18 protein-coding genes and 3 tRNA genes are annotated in these 19,382 nt (G+C 54.6%); 15 read left to right on the forward strand and 6 right to left on the reverse strand.

All coding sequences use genetic code 11. The features are described from left to right. Positions 1-233 precede the first annotated feature (233 nt). The 4 genes from HVA01_RS15870 (at position 234) to HVA01_RS15885 (ending at position 6,470) form a co-directional block, all read left to right on the forward strand. The gene (locus HVA01_RS15870; protein ID WP_146876387.1) at positions 234-1,280 is read left to right on the forward strand and encodes a threonine aldolase family protein; all 1,047 of its coding nucleotides are present in this window, start codon (positions 234-236) and stop codon (positions 1,278-1,280) included. 290 nt (positions 1,281-1,570) lie between these two features. Beyond that, positions 1,571-3,493, forward strand: coding sequence for a PrkA family serine protein kinase (locus tag HVA01_RS15875; RefSeq protein WP_146876388.1), 1,923 nt, complete (start codon positions 1,571-1,573; stop codon positions 3,491-3,493). Positions 3,494-3,593: 100 nt separating this feature from the next. Next, positions 3,594-4,880, forward strand: coding sequence for a YeaH/YhbH family protein (locus tag HVA01_RS15880; protein ID WP_146876389.1), 1,287 nt, complete (start codon positions 3,594-3,596; stop codon positions 4,878-4,880). A 24-nt stretch (positions 4,881-4,904) separates the two neighbouring features. Then, complete coding sequence (locus HVA01_RS15885) at positions 4,905-6,470, forward strand: SpoVR family protein (protein WP_146876390.1); 1,566 nt, start codon at positions 4,905-4,907, stop codon at positions 6,468-6,470. A gap of 147 nt (positions 6,471-6,617) precedes the next feature. On the opposite strand, the gene HVA01_RS15890 is transcribed toward HVA01_RS15885, so the two are convergent. Further along, positions 6,618-6,932 carry a high-potential iron-sulfur protein gene (locus HVA01_RS15890; RefSeq protein WP_146876391.1) on the reverse strand — a complete coding sequence of 105 codons (315 nt, stop codon included), beginning with the start codon at positions 6,930-6,932 and terminating at the stop codon, positions 6,618-6,620. Between the two features lie 261 nt (positions 6,933-7,193). Between HVA01_RS15890 and HVA01_RS15895 the strand changes: the two genes are divergently transcribed. Beyond that, on the forward strand, positions 7,194-7,469 hold the full coding sequence (locus HVA01_RS15895) for an Lrp/AsnC family transcriptional regulator (protein ID WP_146876392.1): 276 nt from the start codon (positions 7,194-7,196) through the stop codon (positions 7,467-7,469). A 91-nt stretch (positions 7,470-7,560) separates the two neighbouring features. Further along, complete coding sequence (locus HVA01_RS15900) at positions 7,561-8,421, forward strand: DNA/RNA non-specific endonuclease (protein WP_174787792.1); 861 nt, start codon at positions 7,561-7,563, stop codon at positions 8,419-8,421. 115 nt (positions 8,422-8,536) lie between these two features. On the opposite strand, the gene HVA01_RS15905 is transcribed toward HVA01_RS15900, so the two are convergent. The 3 genes from HVA01_RS15905 to HVA01_RS15915 form a co-directional block, all read right to left on the reverse strand. After that, positions 8,537-8,623 (reverse strand) — tRNA-Leu (locus tag HVA01_RS15905). A gap of 60 nt (positions 8,624-8,683) precedes the next feature. Next, positions 8,684-8,770, reverse strand: a tRNA-Leu gene (locus HVA01_RS15910). Between the two features lie 90 nt (positions 8,771-8,860). Continuing rightward, a tRNA-Leu gene (locus HVA01_RS15915) sits at positions 8,861-8,947 on the reverse strand. 249 nt (positions 8,948-9,196) lie between these two features. Between HVA01_RS15915 and rnr the strand changes: the two genes are divergently transcribed. The 9 genes from rnr to HVA01_RS15960 all read left to right on the forward strand — a co-directional run bounded on the left by rnr (position 9,197) and on the right by HVA01_RS15960 (position 17,333). Further along, positions 9,197-11,761, forward strand: a complete 2,565-nt coding sequence (gene rnr / locus HVA01_RS15920; RefSeq protein ID WP_146876393.1) for a ribonuclease R — start codon at positions 9,197-9,199, stop codon at positions 11,759-11,761. 2 nt (positions 11,762-11,763) lie between these two features. Next, complete coding sequence (rlmB, locus tag HVA01_RS15925; RefSeq protein ID WP_146876394.1) at positions 11,764-12,549, forward strand: 23S rRNA (guanosine(2251)-2'-O)-methyltransferase RlmB; 786 nt, start codon at positions 11,764-11,766, stop codon at positions 12,547-12,549. A 204-nt stretch (positions 12,550-12,753) separates the two neighbouring features. Further along, positions 12,754-13,131, forward strand: a complete 378-nt coding sequence (gene rpsF, locus HVA01_RS15930; protein WP_007113338.1) for a 30S ribosomal protein S6 — start codon at positions 12,754-12,756, stop codon at positions 13,129-13,131. Positions 13,132-13,164: 33 nt separating this feature from the next. Next, positions 13,165-13,392: a 30S ribosomal protein S18 gene (gene rpsR / locus HVA01_RS15935; protein WP_085919816.1), complete on the forward strand. Its 228-nt coding sequence runs from the start codon at positions 13,165-13,167 to the stop codon at positions 13,390-13,392. 12 nt (positions 13,393-13,404) lie between these two features. Further along, positions 13,405-14,256: a hypothetical protein gene (locus tag HVA01_RS15940; protein ID WP_146876395.1), complete on the forward strand. Its 852-nt coding sequence runs from the start codon at positions 13,405-13,407 to the stop codon at positions 14,254-14,256. A gap of 15 nt (positions 14,257-14,271) precedes the next feature. After that, positions 14,272-14,718: a 50S ribosomal protein L9 gene (gene rplI, locus HVA01_RS15945; protein WP_146876396.1), complete on the forward strand. Its 447-nt coding sequence runs from the start codon at positions 14,272-14,274 to the stop codon at positions 14,716-14,718. 286 nt (positions 14,719-15,004) lie between these two features. Beyond that, positions 15,005-16,393, forward strand: a complete 1,389-nt coding sequence (gene dnaB / locus HVA01_RS15950; RefSeq protein WP_146876397.1) for a replicative DNA helicase — start codon at positions 15,005-15,007, stop codon at positions 16,391-16,393. 106 nt (positions 16,394-16,499) lie between these two features. Then, positions 16,500-16,793 (forward strand): hypothetical protein, encoded by a 294-nt coding sequence (locus tag HVA01_RS15955; RefSeq protein ID WP_146876398.1) that lies wholly within the window; start codon positions 16,500-16,502, stop codon positions 16,791-16,793. 237 nt (positions 16,794-17,030) lie between these two features. Continuing rightward, entirely contained in the window at positions 17,031-17,333 is a 303-nt protein-coding gene (locus HVA01_RS15960) for a DUF6482 family protein (RefSeq protein ID WP_146876399.1), read from the forward strand. Positions 17,334-17,352: 19 nt separating this feature from the next. Here HVA01_RS15960 and HVA01_RS15965 read toward each other — a convergent pair whose 3' ends face one another. Next, the gene (locus tag HVA01_RS15965; RefSeq protein WP_146876400.1) at positions 17,353-17,757 is read right to left on the reverse strand and encodes a thiol-disulfide oxidoreductase DCC family protein; all 405 of its coding nucleotides are present in this window, start codon (positions 17,755-17,757) and stop codon (positions 17,353-17,355) included. After that, positions 17,757-19,334 carry a cryptochrome/photolyase family protein gene (locus tag HVA01_RS15970; RefSeq protein ID WP_146876401.1) on the reverse strand — a complete coding sequence of 526 codons (1,578 nt, stop codon included), beginning with the start codon at positions 19,332-19,334 and terminating at the stop codon, positions 17,757-17,759. The genes HVA01_RS15965 and HVA01_RS15970 overlap by 1 nt, the downstream gene beginning before the upstream one ends. Positions 19,335-19,382 lie beyond the last annotated feature (48 nt).

Genomic DNA, 19,382 nt, shown 5'->3' on the forward strand with positions numbered 1-19,382 from the left:
ACAGGACTGCAAGACCGCCATCCATGGCGAAATAACCGCGCGTCACCCTATCGCCGATACCAGAAAGCGGTCTTGAACGCTTTCTACACGTGCGATTGCCCTAGCAGGTGACGTTAACCCATAAAGGGCGATAGACTAAATGACTACTCTAGCTATTAAGCATAGTTAGATATTAAAGGCGCGAGTGGCACCCAGCTCGCGCTGTTCGATCGCCAGATAAAAGGACTGTCGTCATGACCTCGGAGTGTAGCCCACGTTTTTTAGCCAGTGATAACACCTCCGGTATCTGTCCGGAGGCGATGGAATACCTGCTTGAAGCCAATCGTTGCGATGATTTGGCCTACGGTAACGATACTTGGACGGCTCGCGCCGCAGACCGCTTCCGCGAGATGTTTGACTACGACTGCGACGTTTTCTTTGTTTTCAACGGCACCGCCGCTAACTCATTGGCGCTCTCCGCCATGGGCCGCAGCTACCACAGTGTGATTTGCCACGAGTTGGCGCATATCGAAACTGACGAGTGCGGCGGCCCTGAGTTCTTTTCTAACGGCGCCAAGCTGCTGACGTCACCTGGCGCTGATGGCAAGCTGACGCCGGAAGGCATAGAGGCGCTGGTAACCAAGCGCAGTGACATTCACTACCCCAAACCCAAAGTGGTATCGCTCACTCAAGCCACCGAAGTAGGTACGCTCTATTCTCGCGAAGAGCTCATGGCCATTCGCGCTATTGCCGATAAGCACGACTTGCGCCTGCACATGGACGGCGCTCGCTTTGCCAACGCCTGTGCCAGCCTGGATGCAACACCCGCCGAATTAACCTGGCAGGTGGGCGTCGACGCGCTGTGTTTTTCGGGGACCAAAAACGGCTTAGCCTTTGGCGAAGCAATTTTATTTTTTAATCGTGAACTAGCCGAAGATTTCTCCTACCGCTGCAAGCAGGCGGGTCAGCTCGCTTCCAAAATGCGCTTTGTGTCGGCACCTTGGTTAGGGTTATTAGAGAGTGGCGCCTGGTTGACGAATGCCCAGCATGCCAACGCGATGGCGCGCTATTTATCAGAAGGATTGCAGGCCCTACCCGGCGTATCGCTGATGTTTCCTACCCAAGCGAACAGCGTTTTCGTTGAATTACCCCTCCCAGCCATTGAAGCGTTGAAAGCGAAAGGCTGGACCTTCTATACTTTTATTGGCGCCGGTGGTGCCCGTTTCGTATGCGCTTGGAACACCACCGTTGAGCTGTTGGACGCACTGTTAGCTGATATTCGCTCGGTACTTGCGCGCTAGACGCGCCTATTGACCATCTCTTGCTGCTGTTTGACACTTTTCTACTCGGTCCTGCCGCTGTTCCCGGCGGTGGGTCTGCTTCAGTGCTTTGCGTGCTTGTCTGTTGAGCGGTTCAACGCAACTTATCTTGCGAATAATTCTCCTAATAATATCGCTGCTGCGTTGAAGGTTTAGCCATCACTTTTTGCTAATGCTGACTACGCTGAAAAAAGCGACACCTCGTTTGGCACACCGCTGCGACACATTTGGCTTGGCGGTGACTGCCTGGGGATGGGCCACAGGAGAGTTCCATGAGCATCTTTGATCACGTTCAAGACCGTTTTTCCCGCGTTCAGCAAGAAGACATGAGCCTGGAAGAGTATCTGGCGTTATGTCGCCGTGAGCCAAAAGTGTATGCCAGTGCCGCCGAGCGTATGCTGGAGGCCATTGGCGAGCCCGAGGTTATCGACACGGCAAAAGACCCACGGCTATCGCGTATTTTTTCCAATAAAGTGATCCGCCGTTATCCCGCCTTTGCCGAGTTCCACGGTATGGAAGAAGCCATTGAGCAAATCGTGTCTTACTTCCGTCACGCCTCTCAAGGACTCGAAGAGCGCAAGCAGATCCTTTATTTGCTGGGCCCCGTGGGGGGCGGTAAGTCGTCGCTAGCGGAGCGCCTTAAGCTGTTGATGGAGCGTATCCCGTTTTATGCCATTAAAGGCTCGCCGGTTTACGAGTCACCGCTGGGGCTGTTCTCGCCCGAAGAAGATGGTGAGCTGCTGGAAAAAGAGTACGGCATTCCCCAGCGCTACCTGAAAAGCGTGATGTCGCCCTGGGCCGCTAAACGGCTAAAAGAGTATGGCGGCGATATCTCTCAATTTCGGGTGGTGCGTCTGTATCCCTCTCGGCTCAACCAAATCGCTATCTCGAAAACCGAGCCGGGGGATGAGAATAACCAGGACATCTCGTCACTGGTGGGTAAAGTGGATATTCGCCAGTTAGAGCTTTACTCGCAAGACGACCCCGACGCTTATAGCTTTTCCGGTGGCTTGTGCCGCGCCAACCAGGGGCTAATGGAGTTTGTGGAGATGTTTAAAGCGCCGATTAAGGTGCTGCATCCGCTGCTTACTGCCACCCAGGAGGGCAACTACAACCCCACTGAAGGCATGGGGGCGATCCCCTTTGACGGCATTATCTTGGCCCACTCCAACGAGTCGGAGTGGCAGGCATTCCGTAATAACCGTAACAATGAAGCGTTTCTTGATCGGGTCTATATCGTCAAGGTGCCTTACTGCCTGCGCGTGTCAGAAGAGATAAAAATCTACCAGAAGCTGCTTGAGGAATCGTCCCTCAACGCAGCGCCTTGCGCACCCGACACGCTGCGCATGCTGGCTCAGTTCTCCGTGCTTTCCCGCTTGAAGGTGCCGGAAAACTCCAACGTCTACTCTAAAATGCGCGTTTATGACGGGGAGAATTTGAAAGATACCGACCCCCGCGCCAAGTCGATTCAAGAGTACCGCGACGCCGCAGGCGTAGACGAGGGGATGGAGGGGCTCTCGACGCGCTTTGCTTTTAAGATTCTCTCCAAGGTATTTAACTTTGATAACACGGAAGTCGCCGCCAACCCGGTGCATTTGCTTTACGTGTTGGAACAGGCGTTGGAGCGCGAGCAGCTACCGCCAGAAGTGTTCGAGCGCTACTTAGGCTTTATCAAGGAGTACATGGCCCCTCGCTACGTGGACTTTATTGGTAAAGAGATTCAAACCGCTTACCTAGAATCCTATAGCGAGTATGGGCAGAACATCTTCGACCGCTATGTTACCTACGCTGATTTCTGGATTCAGGATCAAGAGTACCGTGACCACGAAACCGGCGAGTTGCTGAACCGTCAAGCGCTCAACGAAGAACTGGAGAAAATCGAGAAACCGGCTGGGATTTCCAATCCTAAAGACTTCCGCCATGAAGTGGTTAACTTTGTGTTGCGGGCGCGGGCGCAGAATAACGGCATGAACCCGAGCTGGCAGTCCTACGAAAAGCTCAAAGGTGTTATCGAGCACAAGATGTTTGCCAATACCGAAGAGCTGCTGCCGGTGATTTCGTTTAATGCCAAGGCGTCTAAATCGGATCACAAAAAGCACCAAGACTTCGTTGCGCGGATGGTGGAGCGTGGCTACACCGAGAAACAGGTTCGGCTGCTTTCCGAGTGGTATTTGCGTGTGCGTAAGTCGCAGTAGCGCTCAGCTGAACGTAGCGCTCAAAAGAGTAGGGTTTGTGCGAAAAATCACCGAGTAATCGTTATTTTCGTTCAAAGCCGGGGTTTTTTACGGAGGTCGTATGACCTACTTCATCGATCGCAGGCCTAACGCTAAACACAAAAGCGCAGTGAATCGTCAGCGCTTTTTGGAGCGCTACCGAAAGCATATCAAGCGCTCGGTGGAAGAGGCTGTGAACCGTCGCTCGATTACCGATATGGAGCGAGGGGAAAAAGTCTCTATCCCCGTCAAGGATATTTCAGAGCCGGTATTTCAACACGGCCCAGGCGGCGCGCGTGACATTGTGGCACCCGGCAACAAGGAATTTATCGCCGGTGATAAAATTCGCCGCCCCAGCGGCCAAGGAGGCGGAGATGGGGCCGGAGAAGGGGGCGCTTCCAACCAGGGCGAAGGGGTGGATGAGTTTGCTTTCACTCTCAGCCGTGAGGAGTTTCTAGAGTTTGTTTTTGAAGGCCTGGAGCTGCCTCATTTGCAGCGCAAGTCGCTCAAGTCGTTGGAAGAAATCAAGATGGTGCGGGCCGGCCTTGCCCGCGAAGGGGTGCCCTCCCGGATTAGCATTACCCGGTCAATGCGTGAAGCCTACGCAAGGCGTATTGCCATGCGCGCGCCGATCAAGCGGGCGCTGAAAGAAGCCGTTGAGGCACTCGAAGTCGAAGAGCACAAAGACCCGGTTTTGCGTAACCCTAAGCGTATCAGCGAACTCAAAGCCGAGATTGAACGCCTGGAGAAACGTATTGCGGGCGTACCTTTTATCGATACCTACGACTTGCGCTACCACCAGCTCAGCCCGCAGCCGCAGCCATCCAATCAGGCAGTGATGTTTTGCGTGATGGATGTCTCCGGGTCGATGACCCAAAACCACAAAGACATCGCTAAGCGCTTTTTCCTTCTGCTGTATATGTTTTTGGAAAAGCACTACGAGAAGGTCGAGCTAGTGTTTGTGCGCCACCATACCGCGGCGCGTGAGGTGGGCGAAGAGGAATTCTTCTACTCGCGAGAAACCGGCGGCACGATTGTTTCCAGTGCGCTGAACCTGGTCAATAAGATCATCGAAAAGCGCTACCCTGTGGGCCAGTGGAATCTGTATGTGGCCCAGGCGTCGGATGGTGACAACTGGGATGATGACTCGAATATCTGCCGCGATTTGCTGGTCAAAGAGTTGATGCCGCAGTTGCAGTATTACGCCTATGTAGAGATTACACCTCACGACCATCAGTCGCTATGGCATGAATATGAAAGTGTAGTGAAGCAGTTTCCCGAACGCTTTGCGATGCAACAGATCGTCGAGGCGGGCGATATTTATCCGGTCTTTCGCGAATTGTTTAAGCGCCGCTTAAACCAGTCCTAACGACCGCGTACGGAGGAAGGGGCCATGAATGCGACCCGTAAGCCGATTGCGACCGGCTCTGATTGGAACTTTAACGTGCTGGAGCGTTTCGATGCCGAACTAGCCAGGCTCGCCGATATCTACCGCCTGGATACCTATCCCAACCAAATCGAAGTCATCACCACAGAACAGATGATGGATGCCTATGCGAGCGTTGGCATGCCGGTGGGCTACCATCACTGGTCGTTTGGCAAACAATTCTTAGCCGTTGAGCAGGCCTATAAGCGCGGCCAAATGGGCTTGGCCTATGAACTGGTGATTAATTCAGACCCCTGCATCGCCTACCTGATGGAGGAAAATACGCTGATGATGCAGGTGCTGGTGATGGCCCACGCCTGCTACGGGCACAACTCCTTTTTCAAAGGCAATTACCTGTTCCGCACCTGGACCGACGCTTCTTCCATCGTTGATTACCTGGTGTTTGCGCGACAGTATATCGCCAAGTGCGAAGAGCGCCACGGCGTGCAGGCTGTTGAGCAATTGCTAGATGCGTGCCACGCGTTGCAAAACTATGGTGTCGACCGTTACAAGCGGCCCTCGCCGATCTCAGCGGAGGAAGAGGCCAAGCGCCAGGATGAGCGTGAAACCTATTTGCAAGCCCAGGTTAATACGCTGTGGCGGACTATCCCCGAGGCGCCGACGGGGGAACCCCCGCTGCCGGGCAGCCTGCATAGTGGCGGTGATGATGACCCACTCGGCTTGCACAGCGGCGGTCGTTACCCCCCAGAGCCTCAGGAAAACCTGCTTTACTTTATTGAGAAAAACGCCCCGTTGCTGGCGCCGTGGCAGCGTGAGATCGTGCGCATTGTGCGCAAGCTGGCACAGTATTTTTATCCTCAGCGGCAAACCCAGGTGATGAATGAAGGCTGGGCGTGCTTCTGGCATTACACCTTGATGAACCGTCTCTATGACGACGGCAACGTCGATGAAGGGCTGATGCTGGAGTTTTTACAGTCGCATGCCGCGGTGATTAACCAGCCGCCGTTCGATAGCCCTCACTACAGCGGTATTAACCCCTATGCCTTGGGCTTCGCGATCTTTATGGACATTAAGCGCATCTGTGAAGCGCCTACCGACGAGGATCGCCAGTGGTTTCCGGATATGGCGGGCTCACCTTGGCGGGATACGCTTGAGTTTGCGATGCGTAACTTTAAGGATGAATCGTTTATTCAGCAGTTTCTATCCCCCAAGGTGATGCGTGATCATAAGCTGTTTTTAGTGGTGGACGACGATCAGGCTGAGAACCTAGAAGTGGCGGCGATTCATAACGAACAGGGCTACCGTCGGGTCCGCGAAGCGCTCGCTACCCAGTATGCGCTGTCTGTTCGTGAACCTAATATCCAGGTGGTGGAAGCGGCTATCCGCGGGGATCGTTCATTGACGCTCCACCACGTGCAGGATAGTCGCCGTCCGCTAGGGCGCAGCGTTTATCCGGTCATTCGCCACTTGCAACAACTCTGGGGGTTTCCCGTTCATTTGGTCTCGATGGAAGAAGGGCACGTCACTCGTCGCTTTCATTGGCCAATAGAGGACGAAAACACGACGGCGTAGAAACGCTTTTATAAAAGCAGCTTTTTTATAAACCAGCGTTTGATAAATATAACTGGCCTATATAACTCCCTCGCCCAATGGGCGGGGGAGTTTCGTAAGCGCTGGCACTTCTTTCAAGCACTTCTTTCAAGCACTTCTTTCAAGCGCTTAGCTTTGGGCGGTCCAGGATTGGCACCAGCCAGCAGGCGCTACGCTGTTTCCTGGAAACAGTTGGCAACCCTGATTATCTGCTTTGTAGAACATGCAGTTACTGCAGACTTCGCCCTCTTCATACGCCGGGTGATCACTGGCTTCACTGGCGTCTTCTACGTAGTTAAGTGCTTGGGCGTTGCTTGCGGAAGGATCAAGACGCGGTAGCTCTTGAGCGAAGGCAGTCTTGGACAGAATGCCCGCGCCAAGCGGTAGGGCAGCAAGCCCTAATAGGCTGTTGCGCATGAAGTCACGACGGCTTTTATTAGCCATGATTTCTCCTTATCGTCACGGTTTGACGTTTTTCACGGTTGTCGGGTGGTTATCCACCTCTTAAAACTCCGAATGAAGCTTGGACGGAGTTCCTCATTCCATGCTAGCGGATGTACAAAGGTTGTGCGAATAACCTGACGTGTATAGCGACAATTAGCCACGCTGACCCAGGGTGGTACGCCCGCCTCTCAGTCGCTGCTATACTCTGCGCGACTTGGGAACTACGTGTTGACCGTGAATTTTTTTAGGGAAGGATGGGCTATGCAAAACGCAGTCATTTTAATCAATACCGATAAAGGCCAAGTGAAGGCGGTCGCCGAGCGTTTGGCAGAACTAGAAGGCATTAGCGAAGTTTATTCTACCTGCGGTCGTTATGACTTGGTGGCAATTGCTCGTACCCGCGATTTTGAGGGCCTGGCCGAGCTGGTGACTGAACGCTTGAACGCCGTTGAAGGTATCAGCGATACAGAAACCCTCAATGCCATGCAGGTTCACTCCCGTCACGATTTAGAAACCATGTTTTCACTGGGTTGGTAACGCACTGACGGTTCGGCAACTTAAAATATTTACACTGAAATGCTACAAAAATCACAAGGCGCTTGAACGCGCTCATTAGGGAGCAAGTGTGTTGGGAACCTCATTTTTGCGCTGGCGCCGACAGGGGAAGCGTCTGGGCATTGCTTTGTTGTTTGTGGTGGTGGGTACCGGGCTGTGGGAATTTCAGGAGCGCCAGCATAAAGATGCCTACACCTGGATGGGCGTTCCTACCTGGGAAACGTTTCGTCCCACGACGATGCACCGAGTGCTGCGTAATGATGGCTATTTAGTCGGCTGGTCCGATGTGCGCGTGAATCCGCTGTGGGTCAGCTACCAGGTGGCAGTGGTTGACGATTCAAGCATTGGCGCGCGGCCTAATTTTCAAACCGATTGGCGCACCCTGTGGCCGGTGGGCACCAACAGTTACGCGGGCAGCGGCTACGATCGAGGTCATCTGGCGCCTAATTACGCCATCGCCGCCGTGCATGGGCGCAGCGCTCAAGTCGATACCTTCTTAATGAGCAACATGACCCCGCAGCGGCCTAACCTCAATCGGCAGCTCTGGCAGCGCTTGGAAGAAGCCGTCATGGATCACTTCGCGCCGCGGTTTGACCGCCTGCAGGTGATTACAGGGCCGGTGTTTCCTGAACACTTTATGGATAACGTGTTTAATCGCGTGGGTTTGGTCGAAGTGCCGGAGGCGTTTTATAAAATTATCGTCGTGCCCCATAGCGAAGGGCCTTTGGCGCTAGCGTTCATCATGCCGCAAGACGTGCGCGGTAATGAGCCGTTAGATGACTATTTAGTCACCATCGATGAAATCGAAGCGCGCACCGGGCTGAACTTCTTTCCAGACCTAACGCCCGCGATGGAAGCCGTACTAGAAGGCGAGCGGCGCACGCAAGGGTGGGCGCTTGAGGAAGTTGCAAAGAAGCCGGGGCGTTTTCAGTAAGGCAGGAACGTCAATAAAGCTACAGAATAGAACAATAACAAGAACGTCGATAAAATAATAAGAAGTGCAAACGAGGGGGGTAACAGTAACGATGCGGACTGGTCCATGTAACTCATGGTGCCCAGGAGAGGACTTGAACCTCCACGTCCATACGGACACTAGCACCTGAAGCTAGCGCGTCTACCAATTCCGCCACCTGGGCGCATCGTTTAAAGCGTAATCGTTTAAAGCTTGGATGAACTGCTTGTCATTTGTGTTCGTATGGTGCCCAGGAGAGGACTTGAACCTCCACGTCCATACAGACACTAGCACCTGAAGCTAGCGCGTCTACCAATTCCGCCACCTGGGCGAACACAAAGTTACTTAACACCACGCTATTTAACACCGCATTGTTATAACCAACATTGTGGCATAAACAACATCGTTACATAAAATAGTATGGTGCCCAGAAGAGGACTTGAACCTCCACGTCCATACGGACACTAGCACCTGAAGCTAGCGCGTCTACCAATTCCGCCATCTGGGCAAGTGGCGCGTATAATACCGGGGTGATGGTTAAATGCAAGGCCTGCGGCGCGGTTTTTATAACGCAAAATGGATAAACAACGGCTAAGACGGTTGGGTGAATGAACGTGCAGCGCTATACTGGGTGTATGACTAAACAAAACATTATTCATTTCAGTCTCTCAAGCGCTGAAATAGCCCGCCCGCAACGCACCGCGTTTGCGCCTTTTTTATGCCGCTCGCAAATGACGCCATCAAGGATGTTGATCGCATGAAGTATTGGACGTTAAGTGATGATCCGCACGCCGAGCGCGAGGCGCATAAATATGGTAATCCAGCGCCGAGCCGGGAGTATCTGCTTGCTGCCTTAGAAAGCTATGGCAAGCCGATCACTCACGAAAATATGAGCCGCATGCTGGGGCTCGAAGACGAAGAGCTTCTTGAGGCAGTCAGACGTCGTTTGGCAGCCATGGAGCGCGACGGTCAAGTGCTGCGCGACCGGCGTGGCGCCTACGCGCTGATCGACAAGCTCGACCTGATTAAAGGCAAAGTGCTGGGGCACCGTGACGGCTTTGGTTTTCTGCTCCGCGATGATGGCAAAAAGCCAGACCTGGTATTGCCGCCGCGCCAAATGCGGCGTGTTTTCCACGGTGACTATGTACTGGTGCGGATCAGCGGACGCGACCGTCGTGGCCGCGATGAAGCCACCATTGCCGATGTGATTGCGCGCAATACCCAGACGATGGTTGGCGTTTACCGCAGCAACACGCCTGAGTTTGGTATTCTGATACCGGAAAATCCACGCATTACGCAGGAAGTGATTATTCCTCACAGCGCCTGCGGTGGCGCAAAAGATGGCCAAGTCATCTCGGCCAAGATCGTCCAGCAGCCTGAGACGCGCGTGCAGCCGGTGGGTGAAGTGGTTGAGGTGCTGGGTGAGCGTATGGACCCCGGCATGGAAATTGATATTGCAATTCGCAGTTACGATATCCCCGCTGAATTCCCACCGGAAGTGCTCGATCAAATTGCCGGTATTTCAGCCGAGGTGCTGGAAGAGGATAAGCAGCACCGCGTCGACCTGCGTGACGTGCCGCTGGTTACCATCGATGACGAGTCAGCCAAGGATTTCGACGATGCGGTGTGCGCGTGGAAAACCAAATCGGGTAGCTGGAAGCTGTTAGTGGCAATTGCCGACGTTTCGCACTACGTTCGGCCTGGCACACCGTTGGACGCTGAAGCCCGGACCCGCGGTAACTCGGTCTATTTTCCTGGCCAAGTAGTGCCCATGCTGCCGGAGCTATTGTCGAACGGCCTTTGCTCGCTCAATCCGCAAGTGGATCGTTTGGTGTTGGTATGCGAGATGAATATCTCTCAAACCGGTGCCATTAGCCGCTACCGCTTCTATGAAGCCGTTATGAACTCCCACGCCCGCCTGACTTATAACAAGGTGGCGGCGATTCTTGATGAAGAGAGCGAAGAGGGCGAGGCGCTTCGAGCGGAGCACAGCGAGCTAGTGAAGCCGCTAAAAAACCTGGAAGAGCTTTACTACCTGCTGCGCGAAGCGCGTGCGGAGCGCGGCGCGATCGATTTTGATACCACCGAAACGGCGATCATTTTTAACGATGAACGCAAAATCGAAAAAATCGTCCCGCGCAGCCGGAACAATGCCCATAAGCTGATTGAGGAGTGCATGCTGGCGGCCAACGTGGCGACCGCGCGCTTCTTGGATAAGCACGACCTGCCGGCGCTATACCGTATCCATGAACGGCCCACGCCGGAGCGGCTGGATAAGCTGCGCCTGTTCTTGAATGAGCTGGGGCTTTCCTTGGGGGGTGGCGATATGCCGACGCCGCAGGATTACCAGGCGCTGCGCGAGACGATTGCCGACCGCCCCGACTTTGATATTATTCAAACGGTGATGCTGCGCTCGATGAACCAAGCGGTCTATTCGCCACAAAATGAAGGCCACTTTGGCCTGGCGTATCAGGCCTACGCCCACTTTACCTCGCCGATACGTCGCTATCCCGACCTGCTGGTGCACCGCGCGATTCGTTCGGTGATTCGCGGCCCGCGCCAGACCAATACGGTGCTGCGCGTAGAGGATGCGCCGGTTGAGCCGCCGAGCAAGTGGTGCCCGTATACCTTCGAGCAGATGCTTGAGCTGGGCGAACACTGTTCCATGACCGAGCGGCGCGCTGACGAAGCCACCCGCGATGTGGAAAGTTGGCTGAAATGCGAATTTATGTCCGACAAGCTCGGTGAGACGTTCGAAGGCACCATTGCGTCGGTCACCCAGTTCGGCCTGTTTGTGCGCCTGGATGAGTTCTATGTGGAAGGTTTGGTGCATGTGACGTCGCTGCCCTCGGACTACTACCATTACGAGGCCGAAAAGCACCGTCTCAAAGGCGAGCGTACCGGCACGACGTATCGTTTGGGCGATGGTCTGACCGTTCAGGTGGCCCGCGTCGATATGGACGACCGTAAGATCGACTTTGGCCTGGGGGATGAAAAGCCCCGCCCGCGTCGCCAGCCGCGTAAGAGTCGCGGTGGGGCAGACGGCGCTGGTGCTAAAACCGGTGGCTCTAAAGCTAAAAGCTCTAAAGCTGATAGTTCTAAAGCTAAAAGCGCTAAAGCTGATAGTTCTCAAGCAAATGGTTCTCAAGCAGATAGTTCTCAAGCAGATAGTTCTAAAGCAGATAGTTCTAAAGCAGATAGCTCTAAAGCAGATAGCTCTAAAGCGACGAGTGACACATCCAGTAGCGAGAAGCCCACTACACGGCGCGGCCCACGGCGGACTCGGAACGGTCCGCGCAAACCATCATCGGATAAAGGGTGAGCATGAAATCGGCGTCTTCCCGGCGTGGCCCCAAGGCGCCTGACGGCTTGGATCAGGTATATGGTATCCATGCGCTGCAGAGCCTGCTCGACAGAGGCGAGTCCCCCCGCGAGCTGTGGATGCAGCAGGGGGCGGGCAGCCGCTTGAAAGAGGTGGTTGCCCAGGCCCAGTCGCGGGGCGCTAAGGTTAAAGAGCAGCCTCGCGATCTGCTGGACCAATTGACCCAAGGCGCTGCCCATCAGGGCGTGGTGGCGTTTTGCCCACCGTTGACGCCGGAGGGCGAAGAGTCACTATGGCTTAAACTGCGGGCTTGGCCGTCGTCTACACCGCCGCTGCTGCTTATTTTGGATGGTGTTACCGATGTGCATAACTTCGGTGCCTGCCTGCGCAGTGCCGATGCCGCCGGCGCCCATGGCGTGATAGTGGCCAAAGATAAAGCCGCGCCGCTCAATGCCACAGTGCGTAAAGTCGCCTGCGGCGCCGCCGAGGTGGTGCCGGTTTATCAAGTCACTAACCTGGCGCGCACCCTGGCCAAGCTAAAAGATGCCGGTGTGTGGATCACCGGAACGGCGGGCGAGGCCGAGGCCAGTGTCTTTGACATTGATATGACTGGGCCCACGGCGTTGATAATGGGCGCAGAGGGTAAGGGCATGCGTCGCTTGACCCGCGAAGCATGCGACAACCTTGCCAAGCTGCCCATGGCCGGGGAGGTGTCTAGTCTGAACGTGTCGGTGGCCACCGGCATTTGCCTGTTTGAGGCTGTTCGTCAACGCCAGCTTGCAAGTTAACCGCTGCGCTACTAAGATACATGCGCCCGTTTGTCTGCAAGCGGGCGTTAGCTGTCGTTAAATAAAATGAAAGTTCTGTTTGATGTTTCAGTGGCCGCCTAACGCGGTGGCTGAGCGCTTCAGTTAACTCCTTGCTTCCCTGTCGTCGTTGGCTGCGTCTCGCATCAACACACAAAGGAAGCTGTCAAACCGCAAGGAGATCCCATGCGTCATTACGAAATCGTGTTTATGGTCCACCCGGACCAAAGCGAGCAGGTGCCAGCGATGGTTGAGCGCTACACCAGCATCGTTACCGAAAACAGCGGCACCGTGCACCGTCTCGAAGATTGGGGCCGTCGTCATTTGGCTTACCCGATCAACAAGATCCACAAAGCCCACTACGTGCTGATGAACGTTGAATGCAGCGGCGAGACGCTCGATGAAATCGAGAACATCTTCCGTTACAACGACGCCATCATCCGCAGCCTGGTTGTACGCTGCAAAGAAGCCGTTACCGAGGCTTCCCCGATGATGAAACCGGCAGAAGAAAAACGTCCGCGTCGCGAAGAAAAACCGCGCGCGGAAGAAGAAGAAACTGCCTGATTTTATTCACTGCACGTTTTAAGGAGCTAGTCCATGGCACGTTTTTTCCGTCGCCGTAAGTTTTGCCGCTTCACCGCTGAAGGCGTCAAGCAGATCGACTACAAAGATCTGGACACGCTAAAAGCCTACGTTACCGAAACCGGCAAGATCGTTCCAAGCCGTATTACCGGCACCAAAGCACGCTATCAGCGTCAGTTGGCGACCGCTATTAAGCGTTCGCGTTACTTGGCACTGTTACCCTACTCCGATAGCCACCAGTAAGCGTTTAACGTGATGCTGGCACTAGCCCGATGGCTGATGCGGGGCACGCCTTACGCAGCTGGCGGGGCGGCCCTGGCAAGCCTAGTGCCTTGGCTGTTCTGGTTAGGGGCTGCCATCGCAGCGTTGATGACGCTACGCAAGGGCTTCGTGCCTGCGCTGCCGGTGATCATTGCTGCCGCAATGCCGGCTGGCTGGTGGTGGGTGCAGGGTGATGTGATTCCGCTTGCTAGCATTCTGCTGGTAACGCTGATGGCCGTTATTCTGCGCGAGAGGATGCGCTGGGGTGAATCGCTAATAGTGGGGACGCTTGTCGCCGCCGTTATGGTCCAGCTGGGCATTTTCAGTCCGCCAGGTGGTACGGAGTTAATGCTTGAGCAGTTGCGGGAAGGTTCGCAAGAAGTTGACCGCATGCTCACGGAATTTGCCAACCAGGGCTACGATACCCAAACCCTTGCCACCCTAGTGGTGGGTGGGGTGACCGGCTTTGTGGTGCTGTTGGCAGCGATCTTGTGTTTGGCGCTCGCGCGTAGCTGGCAAGCTGGGTTGTACAACCCAGGTGGTTTTCGCGAAGAGTTCCACGCACTGCGCTTGACCCCTAAAGAACTGGCCGTATTGGCCGCTATTGGGGTGATCGGCATGCTGCTGGGCGCTCACGCGCTGGCCATGCTCGGCTGGATTCCGCTGTTAGTAGCTGGCGTTGCGTTAGTGCACGGGTTTATTGGAATAAAGGGGATGAACGGGCTGTGGCTGGTAGCATTTTATGTGCTACTGATCACGACCTGGCCCACGATTCTCATTGTGCTGCTGTTGGGGCTGATTGATACATTCGCGAACGTTCGCGCACGCCTTGCCCGCAGCAACTGACAAGAGGTTTACGAGATGGAAGTCATTCTGCTCGACAACATTGGTAAGCTGGGCGGCCTGGGTGACAAGGTCACTGTAAAGCCCGGTTATGGTCGTAACTACTTGGTGCCTTACGGTTTAGCCGTACCGGCCACCAAAGACAACGTTGAAGCATTTGAAGCCCAGCGTGCCGAGCTCGAAGCGCAAGCCGCTGAGCGTAAGGCCGAAGCCAAAGCGCGCGCTGAGCAGCTTAACGATATCGAGCTGTCTTTGGTTTCCAAAGCAGGCGACGAAGGCAAGCTGTTTGGTTCTATTGGTCCGCGTGACCTGGCCGACGCGATTTCCTCTGCTGGCATCGATATTGCCAAGAGCGAAGTACGTATGCCAAATGGTCCGATTCGCCAGACAGGCGAATACGACATCGCTATCCACTTGCATGCTGAAGTGAATGCCGCTGTACGCGTAGTGGTAGTAGCCGAGTAATTGAGAAGGTACTTAAGAAAGTACTTGAGAAGGTAATTAAGTTAGTCACTACGAAAGTGGTCACTAGCTGCAGCTAATACAGCTGCTTCAAAAGGCGCGGGTTCTCTCCCGCGCCTTTTGTTTTTTTCTGGGCATTGCCTAAAGTCACCCCTGCGCCAGCGCAGAGTGTTTTTGGACAACGCCTATATCGTCACTCTTCATGATGCATGAGCGGGCCAGTGGTCGCGCTCTATTGCCCCGGCTAAGATAAGCCTTTTCACTGGCGTCGTGTTTAAAGGAGCTCGCTATGCAGGACCAGCCTACTGCTGATAAAGAAACGGCAGCGCTAAAACTGCCGCCGCATTCGCTGGAAGCGGAGCAGTCGGTATTAGGCGGGCTCATGCTGGACAACCAAGCCTGGGATAATGTCTCAGAGCGCTTAGTCGCTGATGATTTCTATCGCTACGAGCACCGCTTAGTGTTCAACGTGATGATTCATCTAGCCGAATCCGGGCAACCGTTAGATGTGGTCACGATTTCTGAGGCGCTGGAAGCGCGCGACCACTTGGATACCGTAGGCGGACTGGCGTTTCTGGCCGAGCTTGCGCGTAACACGCCCTCTGCCAGCAATATTCGCGCCTACGCCGATATCGTGCGCGAACGCGCGACGCTGCGTAAGCTGATTCGTGCCGCTAACCAAATTGCCGATAGTGCTTTTACCCCCCAGGGCCGCCCGGCGGATGAATTGCTCAACGAAGCCGAGCGGTTAGTGTTCCAGATTGCCGAGGAACGCCCCAAAACCGGTGGCCCTATCGGCATGAGCGATCTGTTGACCAAAGCGGTCGATCGTATTGACGAGCTGTTTAACCTCAAAGGCGAGATGACCGGGCTTTCTACCGGTTTCCGTGACCTGGATGAAATGACCACCGGTTTGCAGCCCTCGGACATGGTGGTGATTGCCGGGCGCCCCTCAATGGGTAAAACCACCTTTGCCATGAACCTGGTCGAGCACGCGGTAATCGCCAGTGACAAACCGGTCATGGTGTTTTCCATGGAGATGCCCGCCGAGTCGCTGATGCTGAGGATGCTGTCGTCGTTGGGCCGGATTGACCAAACCCGCGTACGTACCGGTCAGTTGGAAGATGAGGATTGGCCGCGGCTAACCTCTGCCGTCAATCTGCTTAAAGACAAGCAGCTGTTTATCGACGATACCGCCGCCTTATCGCCGAATGAAATGCGCTCAAGGCTGCGCCGCGTGGTGCGCGAGCACGGCAATATGGCGCTAATCATGATCGACTATCTTCAGCTGATGCAGATCCCTGGCTTTAGCGAAAACCGCACCGGTGAGATTTCCGAGATTTCGCGCTCCTTAAAGGGCTTGGCGAAAGAGTTTAATTGCCCTGTCGTCGCGCTTTCGCAGTTGAACCGCTCGTTGGAGCAGCGCCCTAACAAGCGGCCAGTGATGTCGGATCTGAGGGAATCCGGAGCGATTGAGCAGGATGCGGATGTGATCGCCTTTGTTTATCGCGATGAGGTCTATAATCCGGATAACCCGGATAACCAAGGTATTGCTGAGTTAATTATCGGCAAGCAGCGTAACGGGCCGATTGGCACGGTGCATATGGCGTTTATCGGTAAATATACCCGCTTTGAGGATTTGGCCCCGGATAGTTACGGTCAAGCCTTCGGCGACTAGGTGTGTGATGGCTGGTTTTTAATGACTGGTTTGTGATGAGTCGCTTGAGGATGGGGAGCGGACTCGTATAATGCCCCACCCAGATATGTAAAAACGGGAGAAGCAAATGGCAGGTGGATTTCGGCGCGGTAATCGACCGCGTCTTCCTAAGCTCGAAGGTCGCGGTGAACTAGAGGCGCTTGAGCGTGAAGGGCCTTTCAAAGAGTGGCTAGGGATGCCAGACCTTTATCGTTATCACTTGGTCGTGGAAGGCGAGAAATATAGCTACCAGACCGAAGATGGTGAGCTGCCGGTCAAGGTCGGAGATAAGGTGGTTTTTCGCTATAAAGAAACCAAGGGCGGCAACTGGATTGACCGCAACTCGCTGGGCAAGGCCATTGACCCTTCCGAGTACCAATGAGGCACGCTATTGCTTGATGTTTGGCCAGAAGCAATGGGCTTCGGCCACACGCGCTTTTGTCAGAAGCTTTTTTGATAAGGGCTCTCTAGGTAGGAACTCTCTTGTAATGTTGCCGTCATAATAGCAATTATAAGTTATTGAAGGTTGTCATGGGACTGCAATAACAAGGCAACATAAATGACATAGGGTCCAGTCATGCTGTTCCCTATGGTCTGATTTTTATAACAGGAGGGAACCATGGAGCTGAAAAACCTTAAACAATTTGTCGCCAACCACGACAACTTTGAAATTCGTGTCATCACTCACTCGGGCAGCCGTTTTTATCAAATCGAGCTAGAAGACGTTGAAAGTGAACGCCATATGCTGACGCAGCGCGCTAAGCCGATGCTGTTTCGTTCGCTTGATGACGTTTACATTGAGCTTAAACGTGCCGGTATCCATCGTGCTTATCTGGTGCAGCACGTACCCCACGATGAAGTGATTGGCCGCGATGCGCACTACAGTGAACCGCTCACATCGCGTATGCCGTTAGTCTTCTGATTAACTCATTCACTAATGTTCATCTACTGCGTTTAGCCTGACGTTTTTCCCACCACTGGCCCAGCCGGATCCGGCGACGGGCAAAAAATCGGTAACCGGCGTTCATCAAGCCGCGTACGCCCGGTAAGCAAGACAGCCACATCAGCCGCCGGTAGCCCAACACAGCATAGAGGGCACGGCTGGCATCCATGCCGACATACCATGCCTGCTGACTATCGCGTAAGTGTAACTGACCCATCATGGCAGCAAAGTCCTGATCATACGCTTGGGCATCAAAACGCTCGTCTTGAATATCTACCAGCTGGATATGTTCCCGGTGGCGATGCTTTTCTAGCCAAGCGACTTCTTGACGGCAGAACGGGCAGTGGCCGTCGTGAAATAAAATCACGGGCGGGGCGGCATGTAGCGGTGAAAAGCGGTTCATTATGGCTCCTGTTGGGTGTAGCCAGCGGTATGGCACGCTTGACCATAGCCAGGCGACGTTTCAAGTTGTTGTAAAAACTGTTCAGCCTGCTGGTGCATGGCCTCGCGCTTTTCATCGGACATACGCTTTAGCGAACCGTAAATCAGCTTCATGCGTGGGTTCTTGCTAAGCTGCTCAGCGTTTGTTTCGAGAAAGTGCCAGTAAAGGCTATTGAACGGGCAGGCGTTAGGTCCGGTGACTTGTTTGGGCGAGTAACGGCAGTGCTGGCAGTGATCGGACATTTTGTCGATATACTTGCCTGAAGCGCAGTAGGGCTTGGACCCCATTAAGCCGCCGTCACCGTGAAGCACCATGCCCAGGGTGTTGGGCAGTTCCACCCATTCACTTGCATCGGCATAAACCGCTAAATACCAGTCGCATAGCGCTTCAGGTTTAACCCCGCACAGCAGGGCAAAATTGCCGGTGACCATCAGGCGTTGAATATGGTGGGCATAGCTATTGTCGATGGTCATTTGGATGGCGCGCTGAAGGCAGCGCATATCAGTATCGGCATTCCAATAAAAGGCCGGCAGATCACGTTTAAAGTCGAGCTGGTTGGCACGCTTATAGTCGGGCATCTGGGTCCAGTAAAGCCCGCGCACGTACTCCCGCCAGCCGAGAATTTGGCGGATAAACCCTTCCACAGCGTTAATCGGCGCGTCGCCTGCGTAGTAGCGCTGTTCGGCGGCGGCGCAGACTTCTCGCGGCGATAGCAAGCCGATGTTCATCGCCGCTGAGAGCCGCGAGTGATACAGATAGGGAGCCGAATCGCTGATCGCATCCTGGTAGCGGCCAAAGTGGGGCAGGCCGTGGCGCGTAAAATGCTCGAGATCCACCAACGCCTGACGGCGGGTAACCGGCAGATTAAAGTGTTCCAGGTTACCCATGTGGTCGCTAAAATGGCGCTCGGCATCGGCCAGTGCTGCCTGGGTGAGCGCATCGTGGCGATGCTGAGGCAGCGCCGGGAAGTCGAGCGTCGGATCGATAGAGTGGCGGTTATCATGATCGAAGTTCCATTGCCCACCGGCCGGTTCGTCCCCTTCCATCAAGAAGCCGGTTTGCTTGCGCTGCTGGCGATAAAAGTATTCAAGCCGTAGCTGTTTACGGCCCCTGGCCCATTGGGCAAAGTCATCAGGCGTGGTGAAAAAGCGCTCATCCTCTAAGAGTCGCCAGGGCAGTGAGGCCTTGACGCGCTGGTGCATCGCATTCCATAGCCGCCACTCGCCGGGGCGTGTCACGCGTATCTCATCGCAGTTGTATTGACGGGCGAGCCGTTCGGCTTCGTCGATCAGTGAGTGGGTGTTATCGGCGTCATCCAACGCGCTGTAGTGTACTTGAAAGCCTTTCTCACGCAGCGCCTGGGCAAAGTGACGCATGGCCGCTAAAAAGAGGCCAATTTTGTGTATATGATGAGGCACATAGCGCGCTTCCTCGGCGACTTCGCACAGCACGACCACCGCATTGGCGGGCGCCTCTTGTAGCGTGGCTAGCGAAAAGGATAGCTGATCGCCGAGCACCAAAAGCAAAGGCTTGGACATGAGTTGGCCTGTAGTTATACAAATAGTGCTGATAGTATAACTTTATGC

Source organism: Halovibrio variabilis (assembly GCF_007991175.1).
Lineage (GTDB): Bacteria > Pseudomonadota > Gammaproteobacteria > Pseudomonadales > Halomonadaceae > Vreelandella > Vreelandella variabilis.

Coding starts and splice junctions, on each gene's coding strand:
- HVA01_RS15870 (WP_146876387.1), top strand. CDS start 234: ATGACCTCGGAGTGTAGCCCACGTTTTTTAGCCAGTGATAACACCTCC.
- HVA01_RS15875 (WP_146876388.1), top strand. CDS start 1,571: ATGAGCATCTTTGATCACGTTCAAGACCGTTTTTCCCGCGTTCAGCAA.
- HVA01_RS15880 (WP_146876389.1), top strand. CDS start 3,594: ATGACCTACTTCATCGATCGCAGGCCTAACGCTAAACACAAAAGCGCA.
- HVA01_RS15885 (WP_146876390.1), top strand. CDS start 4,905: ATGAATGCGACCCGTAAGCCGATTGCGACCGGCTCTGATTGGAACTTT.
- HVA01_RS15890 (WP_146876391.1), bottom strand. CDS start 6,932: ATGGCTAATAAAAGCCGTCGTGACTTCATGCGCAACAGCCTATTAGGG.
- HVA01_RS15895 (WP_146876392.1), top strand. CDS start 7,194: ATGCAAAACGCAGTCATTTTAATCAATACCGATAAAGGCCAAGTGAAG.
- rnr (WP_146876393.1), top strand. CDS start 9,197: ATGAAGTATTGGACGTTAAGTGATGATCCGCACGCCGAGCGCGAGGCG.
- rlmB (WP_146876394.1), top strand. CDS start 11,764: ATGAAATCGGCGTCTTCCCGGCGTGGCCCCAAGGCGCCTGACGGCTTG.
- rpsF (WP_007113338.1), top strand. CDS start 12,754: ATGCGTCATTACGAAATCGTGTTTATGGTCCACCCGGACCAAAGCGAG.
- rpsR (WP_085919816.1), top strand. CDS start 13,165: ATGGCACGTTTTTTCCGTCGCCGTAAGTTTTGCCGCTTCACCGCTGAA.
- HVA01_RS15940 (WP_146876395.1), top strand. CDS start 13,405: ATGCTGGCACTAGCCCGATGGCTGATGCGGGGCACGCCTTACGCAGCT.
- rplI (WP_146876396.1), top strand. CDS start 14,272: ATGGAAGTCATTCTGCTCGACAACATTGGTAAGCTGGGCGGCCTGGGT.
- dnaB (WP_146876397.1), top strand. CDS start 15,005: ATGCAGGACCAGCCTACTGCTGATAAAGAAACGGCAGCGCTAAAACTG.
- HVA01_RS15955 (WP_146876398.1), top strand. CDS start 16,500: ATGGCAGGTGGATTTCGGCGCGGTAATCGACCGCGTCTTCCTAAGCTC.
- HVA01_RS15960 (WP_146876399.1), top strand. CDS start 17,031: ATGGAGCTGAAAAACCTTAAACAATTTGTCGCCAACCACGACAACTTT.
- HVA01_RS15965 (WP_146876400.1), bottom strand. CDS start 17,757: ATGAACCGCTTTTCACCGCTACATGCCGCCCCGCCCGTGATTTTATTT.
- HVA01_RS15970 (WP_146876401.1), bottom strand. CDS start 19,334: ATGTCCAAGCCTTTGCTTTTGGTGCTCGGCGATCAGCTATCCTTTTCG.